Raw genomic sequence first — 8,119 nt, forward strand, 5'->3', positions numbered from 1 at the left:
GTCCCCCTGCTGAGGTTGCGTTTCCCTGATGTCGAGTCACCACACCGCGCCCGCGCGGGAACCAGCACGGCTACCGTCGTATGTCTACGAGGGTGAGGGGGCGCACACGGCATGAATCCCGGCGACGAGAGGCCCTACCCCGACTACGCCGACACCACGGCCACGGGCCACACCCGCACCCGCCTCCCCGAGAACGACCCCTACGGCGGCGTCCCCCGCCGCCCCACCCGCTCCTCCTCCCGCAGCCTGGTGACGGTGGTGGGCGTGGTGGTCCTGCTGATCGCAGCGATCGCGTTCGCCAATCGGGGGGACCATTCGTCCGCCGACAGCGCATCCGGAAAGGGCGCCCAGCCAAAGGCGGCGGCCACCGCCCCGTCCGGCACCCGCCCGGTGGACACGAAGACCGCCGACATCCCGTCGGGCTTCGCCCATACCGAGCAGGGCGCGCAGAGCGCAGCGGCGAACTACGCGGTGGCGCTGGGGTCGGCCGACATGTTCGACATGGCGAAGCGGCACGCGATCGTCAACACGGTCTACACGCCCGACGTCGCCGCTTCCCGAACGTCCGAGTTGGACCACGTGTACGCCAGCCAGCAGTTCCTCTCCAACATCGGTCTGACGAAGGACGGCACCCCGCCGAAGGGCCAGACCTTTGTCTCCCGGGTCATCCCCGTTGGCACGAAGGTCACGGCGGCAGGGACGGATACCGCCACGGTGGAGGTCTGGTACACGTCGCTGTTCGGTCTCTCGGGCACATCATCGACCAACCCCGTGACCGAGAGCTGGTTCACCAACACCTTCGAGCTGAAATGGGTCAACAACGACTGGAAGGTCACCGACTTCCAGCAAAAGGACGGGCCCGTCCCCGTAGGCCGTGATCAGAGAGCTTCCACCGCCGACGACATGACGAAGGCCGTAGAGGAGTACGGAGGGTTCACGTATGCCCGGTAGCCCGCAACGTACGGTGAAGCGCGCCGGAGTCGTGGCAGCCGTACAGTCCACGGCCGTGCTGCTGGCCACGCGCGCCTTTGCCGCGCCCTCGCCCTCGGGCAGCCCGTCGCCGTCACCGTCGGCCAAGTACAACTGCGACGTGATCCGCGGCCCCGCCAAGAAGTACTGTGAACGCGGCAACACCTCCAGCGGATCCGGCACCCCCACCGTCCCGGACACCTCCACCCAGGACCCCCTCTCCTCCCTCGCCAAAGGCTGCGCCGAAGCCGCCTCCTGGACCATCGACAAGCTCAGCAAAGCCGTGAAGGAGACCGCCAACGTCGACTTCACCAACGAGAAGTTCCTTCAGCAGTACGCCATCGTCTTCGCCGCCTCCACGATCCTCACGCTCCTGCTGTGGCTCCTGGCCGTGGCCAAACGAGCCGTCCGCGGCGTCCCGCTGACCACCGCCATCTCCGAGGCCATCGGCTTCCTCTGGCTCACCGTCCTCGCCTCCGCCTTCACCCCCCTGATCCTCTACACCGTCGTATCAGCCACTGACGGCGTCAGCGACGTCCTGGCGAAAGCCACCGGCGACCAGGCCGACACCTTCTTCGGCACCTTCTCCGGCGCCCTCGCCAAGGGCAACAACATCGGCGGCGGCCCCATCATGCTGATCGTCGTCTCCCTGGTCAGCATCCTCGCCGCCGGCGTCCTCTGGCTGGAGCTGGTCATCCGCGCCGCGCTCCTCTACGTCGGCGCCCTCCTCGGCACCGTCGTCTACGCCGGCCTCGTCGACAAGAACCTGTGGGGGCACGTACGGCGCTGGGCGGGCATCATGATCGCGGTCATCCTCGTCAAACCGGTCATCGTGATCGTCCTCGGCCTCGCCGGCGCGCTGTCGAGCGGCAACGGTCCCGGCTCCTTCTCCGCCGTCGTCTCCGGCCTTGCCATCATCCTGCTCGCCATCTTCGCCAGCGCGATGATCTACCGCTTCGTCCCCGGCTTCGGCGACGAGATCGCGAACGGCCGCAACAACCGCATCATGCAGGGCGCCGAGAGCAAGGCCGCCGCCGTCATCAGCTCCCCCGCCACCCTCGTCGCCCAGGGCATCAAGACCCACAGCTCCCGCGCCGACAACAACGGAGGCGGCGGCACCAGCAGCAGCACCCCCCGCCCGGCCAACCCCGCCTCCGGCGGAGTCGCCGCCCACAGCAGCCGCCCCTCCGGAGGCGGTGGCGGAGCAGTCCCCTCCGCCACGCCCGCGCCCCGCGCGCCCAGCCCGGCCAACACCCCGCACGCCAGCAACGCCCGCAACAACCGCTCAGGAGGTGAAGGGCGTTGACGACCGAGTCCCACCTGTCCCATCCGGTCACGCCCCGCCGTACGTATCTCATCGGCCGCGCCCGGCCCAACGCGATCGTCGGCCGGAACCGCGAGTCCGGCGAGATCGCGCTGATCGTCGCGGGCGCGTTCCTCGGCATGATGTGCGGCCTCCTCGTCCCGGTCCTCTCCCTGCGGATCGTGCTGCTCACGGGCTTCCCGCTGCTCGCGCTCGCCGCGGTCTACGTGCCGTACAAGCGCCGCACCTTCTACAAGTGGTTCGAGATCAACCGCAGCTACAAGCGCACCGTCAAGGGCGGCAACGCCCTCTACCGCTCCACCGCCATGGAGGCCGGCACCCGCATCGACGGCCGCGAGGTCGAGATCGGGCCGCCGCCCGGCATCGGCCGCATCAGCTGGCTCGCCGCCCCCTTCGGGCCCGACGAGATCGCCGTACTGCTGCACGCCGACCGCAAGACCGTCACCGCCGCCATCGAGATCGAGGGCCCCGGCGTCGGCCTGCGCGACTCCGAGGACCAGGAAGCCCTGGTCGACCGCTTCGGCACCCTCCTCAAGCACGTGGCCAACGGCGACGGCTTCGTCACCCGCCTCCAGATGCTCGCCCGCACCCTGCCCGCCGACCCCGACGCGCACGCCAAGGACGTCGCCCTGCGCGGCGACGACCGCGCCCCGGACTGGCTGGCCCGCTCCTACGACCAGCTCCAGTCCATGGTCTCCACCAGCAGCGAGCAGCACCGCGCCTACCTCGTCGCCTGCATGCACTACACCCGCGAGCTGGCCGCCGAGGCCCAGGCCATGGCCCGCGCCGCCCGCCCGCAGTCCGGCCGCAAGCTGGACCGCGACGCCGGCCTCGCCGTCGTCATGGCCCGCGAGCTGACCGACATCTGCTCGCGCCTCCAGGAGGCCGACATCCGCGTCCGCCAGCCGCTCGGCCAGGGCCGGCTCGCCTCGCTGATCCACTCCATGTACGACCCCGACCACCCCATCGACCACATCCAGGCGATGACCCAGCGCAACGCCTGGCCGGCCGAGCTCGACGCCATGGAGCCCACCTACCTCCAGGCCAAGACCCGCGAGTCCAGCACCCGCGCCCCCTGGTGCCACGCCACCGCCTGGGTGAAGGAGTGGCCGATGACCCCGGTGGGCGTCAACTTCCTGGCGCCCCTCCTCGTCCACACCCCGGACGTCATCCGCACGGTCGCCGTCACGATGGACCTCGAACCCACCGAGATCGCCATCGAACGCATGCTGACCGAGAAGACCAACGACGAGGCCGAGGCATCCCGCGCCGCCAAGATGAACCGGACCGTCGACCCCCGGGACGTCGCCGCCCACAACCGCCTCGACCAGCGCGGCGAAGACCTCGCCAGCGGCGCCGCCGGCGTCAACCTCGTCGGCTACATCACCGTCTCCGCCCGCACCCCCGAGGCCCTCGCCCGCGACAAGCGCACGATAAGGGCCTCCGCCGGCAAGTCGTACCTCAAGCTGGAGTGGTGCGACCGAGAGCACCACCGCGCCTTCGTGAACACACTTCCCTTCGCCACCGGCATCCGAAGGTAGGGGCTGATTCACCGATGCGGGATCCGCTGTCCGTCCTCACCGACGCCTTCACGTCCTTCCTCTTCGGAAAGGTCGAGACGACCCGTCTCCCGGTCCGCACCTCCACGGGCCAGGCCCAGGCCGTCTACCTGCCCACGGCCGCCCCCGGCCTCGGCGACTCCGGCGTCATCATCGGCCGCGAGGTGTACTCCGGCAAGGGCTACATCTACGACCCCTTCCAGCTCTACGGCCAGCAGCTCCCGGCCCCCCACTGGCTCGTCCTCGGCGAGTCCGGCAACGGCAAGTCGGCCCTGGAGAAGACCTACGTCCTACGACAGCTGCGCTTCAAGGACCGCCAGGTCGTCGTCCTCGACGCCCAGGGCGAGGACGGCGTCGGCGAATGGAACCTCATCGCGGAGGAGCTGGGGATAACACCCATCCGGCTCGACCCGACGGCCGCCCTGAACCACGGCATCCGCCTCAACCCCCTCGACCCGTCGATCACGACGACAGGCCAGCTCGCACTGCTCCGCACGATCATCGAAGTCGCGATGGGCCACGGCCTGGACGAACGCTCCGGCTTCGCCCTGAAGGTCGCCCACTCCTACGTCAACGAGACGATCCTGGACCGCCAGCCGGTCCTCACCGACATCGTGGAACAGCTACGGCACCCCGAGCCGGAGTCGGCGGAGGCGATGAACGTCGCCATAGACGACGTACGGGCGTGGGGCCTGGACGTGGCCCTGGTGCTGGACCGCCTGGTCGACGGTGACCTGCGCGGCATGTTCGACGGCCCCACGACGGTCGGCATCGACCTCGACGCCCCCCTCATCGTCTTCGACCTGTCCCACATCGACCGCAACTCCATCGCCATGCCCATCCTCATGGCGATCGTCGGCGTATGGCTGGAGCACACCTGGATCCGCCCCGACCGGAAGAAGCGCATCTTCCTGGTCGAGGAGGCCTGGCACATCATCAACAGCCCCTTCGTGGCCCAGCTGTTCCAGCGCCTGCTGAAGTTCGGCCGGCGGCTCGGCCTGTCCTTCGTCGCGGTCGTCCACCACCTGTCCGACGTGGTCGACGGCGCGGCCGCGAAGGAGGCGGCCGCGATCCTGAAAATGGCCTCCACCAGGACGATCTACGCCCAGAAGGCCGACGAGGCGAGGGCCACGGGCCGGGTCCTCGGCCTCCCCCGCTGGGCGGTGGAGATCATCCCCACCCTCACCCCCGGCATCGCCGTATGGGACGTCAATGGCAACGTCCAGGTGGTCAAACACCTGGTCACCGAGACGGAACGCCCCCTGGTCTTCACCGACCGCGCGATGACCGAATCCTCCAGCGACCTCGTCGCCGACGAGGCGCTGCGCGCCGCCGAACTGGAGGCCGAACAGCGGGCGGCGGCCTTCGTGGAACAGCACCTGGGCGACTCCGAGTCGACGGTGGCGTAGCGGAGCAGAGCAGAGGAAAGGGCACAGGCGTGAGACCGGACGACCGCCGCACGGACCGGCGGGAGGGCCAGGGCGGCATCCCCGACGGCCTCCTGATCGGCATACTCGCGTTCCTCCTCGGCATCACCCTGCTCGTGTGGACGGCCACGGGCCTGGCAGCCCTCTTCGCCAAGGGCACCTGGCCCACCGCCGTCACCTTCACCCGCACCCCGCTGGCCATGCGTCACCTCATCGCCCAGCCCCACGACATCACCGGCGCCTGGCCCGACACCCCCGCGAACCAGCTCTCCGGCTGGGGCCTGTTCTGGGGACTGTTCCTCGGCCAGCTGATGATCCTGTTCGTCCTCACCGTGTTCGTGATGGGCGCGGTGGCGCGCTGGCGGGCGGGGCGGGCGCGGGGCAAGGCGGCCGTGGCAGGGCAGCGGCCGCCGAGCCACGAGGTGCCGGAGTCACGCGGGGAGCCCCAGCCGCAGTGGTCGCCTCCGGAGCGAGAGCCGGAGCGGAAGCGGGAGCCGGAGCCGGAGCCGACGGAGACCTTTCAGGAGGCGGTCCCGGAAGCCCCGTTGTCCGGCCTCGCGGCCGACGGTGAACGCATGGGCGGGTGGGACAAGCTCCACATCGCCCCCAGGGAAACCCGCCAGACAACCGCGACCCACGCCGTACGCGAAGCGGAAGGCCCCGCCCTCGTCGTCACCTCGAACCCCACCCTCTGGGCAGAGACGAAAGACGCGAGAGCCAAACTGGGCCCCACCCTCCTCTACGACCCCACCCACCTCTGCGACACCCCGGCCCGCCTCCACTGGTCCCCCACGGCCGGCTGCGAAGACAAACAAACGGCGTTGCACAGGGCAACGGCCCTCCTCGCCCCGGTCCAGCCCACAGCCAAGATCGACCAGGCGGTGGCGGACACGGCGATAACACTCCTGCGCAGCTACCTGCACGCCGCCGCCCTGGAGACCAAGACCATCCGCCACGTCCACCGCTGGGCCCAGGGCACCCAGATCCAGGACGCCGTGCGCACCCTCCGCACCCACCCCAAGGCCGCCCCCGGCGCCGCGGGCGAACTGGAGGCCGCCCTCACCGCACACCCCGAACGCCGGGACATCGCCCAGGAGTTGACCAGCCGGGCCCTCGCCGCCCTCTCCACGGTCAACATCCGCGAGGCCTGCACTCCCAACCGAACTGATGCGCTCGCCTTGGATTCCTTCGTCCACGAAGGGGGCACGCTTTATGTGGTCGGCGAATCCATCGAGGACCCGAGGAGCGCCCCCGGCGCGATGCCCCTCCTGACGGCCCTCGTCTCAAGCGTGGTCGAGCGTGGCCGGCGCATGGCCGAACGGTCATCCTCCGGTCGGCTCGACCCACCATTCACCCTGGTCCTCGACGACATCGCCGCCGTCGCCCCGCTCCCCCAGCTCCCGGACCTGCTCGCCACCGGACATGACCAGGGCCTGCCCACCCTCGCCCTGCTCCGCTCCCGCGAACAGGCCCGCTCCCGCTGGCCGCACCGAGAACTGCCGGCTTGAGAGCTGCCGGCTTGAGAACTACCGGCTTGAGAACTACCGGCTTGAGAACTACCGGCTTGAGAACTATCGGTCCAGGGGACGCCGCTCCAGCACGAACTCCACCTCGTTCTCGACCTCGCTCCCAGCCTCGTTCTGGGCGAGCGACACGAGCACCCCGCTCGGAACGAAACCCACCTTCCGGTACGCCCCCTGGGCCCGGCCGTTGTCCTCGTGCACAAGCAGCCGCACTCGCTCGGCACCCCGCTGCCACGCCCACTCCACACCGGCGTCGAACAGGGCCTTGATCAGCCCGTTCCCGCGGTGCTCGGGCCGGACGTACACCCCGACCACATGCCCCTGCCGACGCTCGACGGCATGCCCCGCCCAGTCCCTCGTCCCGGCCTCCTCGATGAGCACGGTCACCGTGCCGACCCACTCCCCGTCAGCCGCCTCCGCGATGAACTGCCGGGCCCCGCTGTTCTCCTCGGCCGACCGCGCGGCCCGCTCCTGGTAGAACACGTCGGGCCTGCCGACAGCGTCCTCGTAGGTCTCCAGGAACGCGATGCCCGCGACCGGATCCCGCAACGCGTCGAGCCGCAGCTGCTTCACTCGGGGCCAGTCGTCCGGTCGTATGGCACGGATGATGTAGTCATGGCTGGTGGTCATGCCGTCACCGTAGTGCGCCCCCTTGTCAGTGGCATCTCATATTGTGGTCGCCATGACAACACTCCCTCAACGACCGCACACCGCACTGCTGGTCATCGACGTACAGAACGGCGTGGTGGTGCCGAACTCGCCGGACCGCGAAAAGGTCATCGCCAACATCGGCAGTCTCATCGACAGGGCCCGTGCGGCGGACGTACCCGTGATCTGGGTGCAGCACCAGGACGAGGACCTGGTGCCGGGCACCCCGGCCTGGGAGTACGTTCCGGAGCTGAAGCGTGTTGATGCGGAGCCCCTGGTCGCCAAGAGCTACCCGGACTCCTTCGAGGACACCGACCTGGAGTCCGTCCTGGCCGAGCGGAGCGTGGGCCGCCTCCTCGTTACGGGCGCCCAGACCGACTGCTGCATCCGCTCGACCCTGCACGGCGCCCTCGTACGGGGCTACGACGCGACGCTGGTCGCCGACGCCCACACCACGGAGGACCTCACCGAGTACGGCGCGCCGGCCCCCGAGCAGGTCATCGCCCACACGAACCTCTACTGGAGCAACCAGCACGCACCTGGCCGCCAGGGCGGAACGGTCGAGACCGCCGAAGTGACCTTCTGAAAAGACCCTGAAATGCAGAAAGGCCCACGCCATCCGGCGTGGGCCTTTCCCAAGAATTGTTCGGCGGCGTCCTACTCTCCCAC

Annotated in this window: 7 protein-coding genes; 6 read left to right on the forward strand and 1 reads right to left on the reverse strand. The window is 69.7% G+C overall.

The features are described from left to right. The first annotated feature begins 111 nt into the window (after nucleotides 1–111). The 5 genes from LE548_RS19270 to LE548_RS19290 are packed head-to-tail and all read left to right on the forward strand — an operon-like array spanning nucleotide 112 to nucleotide 6,787. Entirely contained in the window at nucleotides 112–951 is an 840-nt protein-coding gene (locus tag LE548_RS19270; RefSeq protein ID WP_225098116.1) for a hypothetical protein, read from the forward strand. Next, complete coding sequence (locus LE548_RS19275; protein WP_225098117.1) at nucleotides 941–2,275, forward strand: hypothetical protein; 1,335 nt, start codon at nucleotides 941–943, stop codon at nucleotides 2,273–2,275. Before LE548_RS19270 ends, LE548_RS19275 begins: the two co-directional genes overlap by 11 nt. After that, nucleotides 2,272–3,834 carry an SCO6880 family protein gene (locus LE548_RS19280; protein ID WP_225098118.1) on the forward strand — a complete coding sequence of 521 codons (1,563 nt, stop codon included), beginning with the start codon at nucleotides 2,272–2,274 and terminating at the stop codon, nucleotides 3,832–3,834. The genes LE548_RS19275 and LE548_RS19280 overlap by 4 nt, the downstream gene beginning before the upstream one ends. 14 nt (nucleotides 3,835–3,848) lie before the next feature. Next, the gene (locus LE548_RS19285; RefSeq protein ID WP_225098119.1) at nucleotides 3,849–5,261 is read left to right on the forward strand and encodes an ATP-binding protein; all 1,413 of its coding nucleotides are present in this window, start codon (nucleotides 3,849–3,851) and stop codon (nucleotides 5,259–5,261) included. A gap of 29 nt (nucleotides 5,262–5,290) precedes the next feature. Continuing rightward, entirely contained in the window at nucleotides 5,291–6,787 is a 1,497-nt protein-coding gene (locus LE548_RS19290) for a type IV secretory system conjugative DNA transfer family protein (RefSeq protein ID WP_225098120.1), read from the forward strand. A 63-nt stretch (nucleotides 6,788–6,850) separates the two neighbouring features. Here the strand turns inward: LE548_RS19290 and LE548_RS19295 are convergent, their stop codons facing one another. Further along, complete coding sequence (locus tag LE548_RS19295) at nucleotides 6,851–7,432, reverse strand: GNAT family N-acetyltransferase (RefSeq protein WP_225098121.1); 582 nt, start codon at nucleotides 7,430–7,432, stop codon at nucleotides 6,851–6,853. A gap of 52 nt (nucleotides 7,433–7,484) precedes the next feature. Between LE548_RS19295 and LE548_RS19300 the strand changes: the two genes are divergently transcribed. After that, nucleotides 7,485–8,036 (forward strand): cysteine hydrolase family protein, encoded by a 552-nt coding sequence (locus tag LE548_RS19300; protein WP_225098122.1) that lies wholly within the window; start codon nucleotides 7,485–7,487, stop codon nucleotides 8,034–8,036. Nucleotides 8,037–8,119 lie beyond the last annotated feature (83 nt).

Origin of the sequence: Streptomyces sp. CoH27, from assembly GCF_020181035.1 — a bacterium.
Lineage (GTDB): Bacteria > Actinomycetota > Actinomycetes > Streptomycetales > Streptomycetaceae > Streptomyces > Streptomyces camelliae.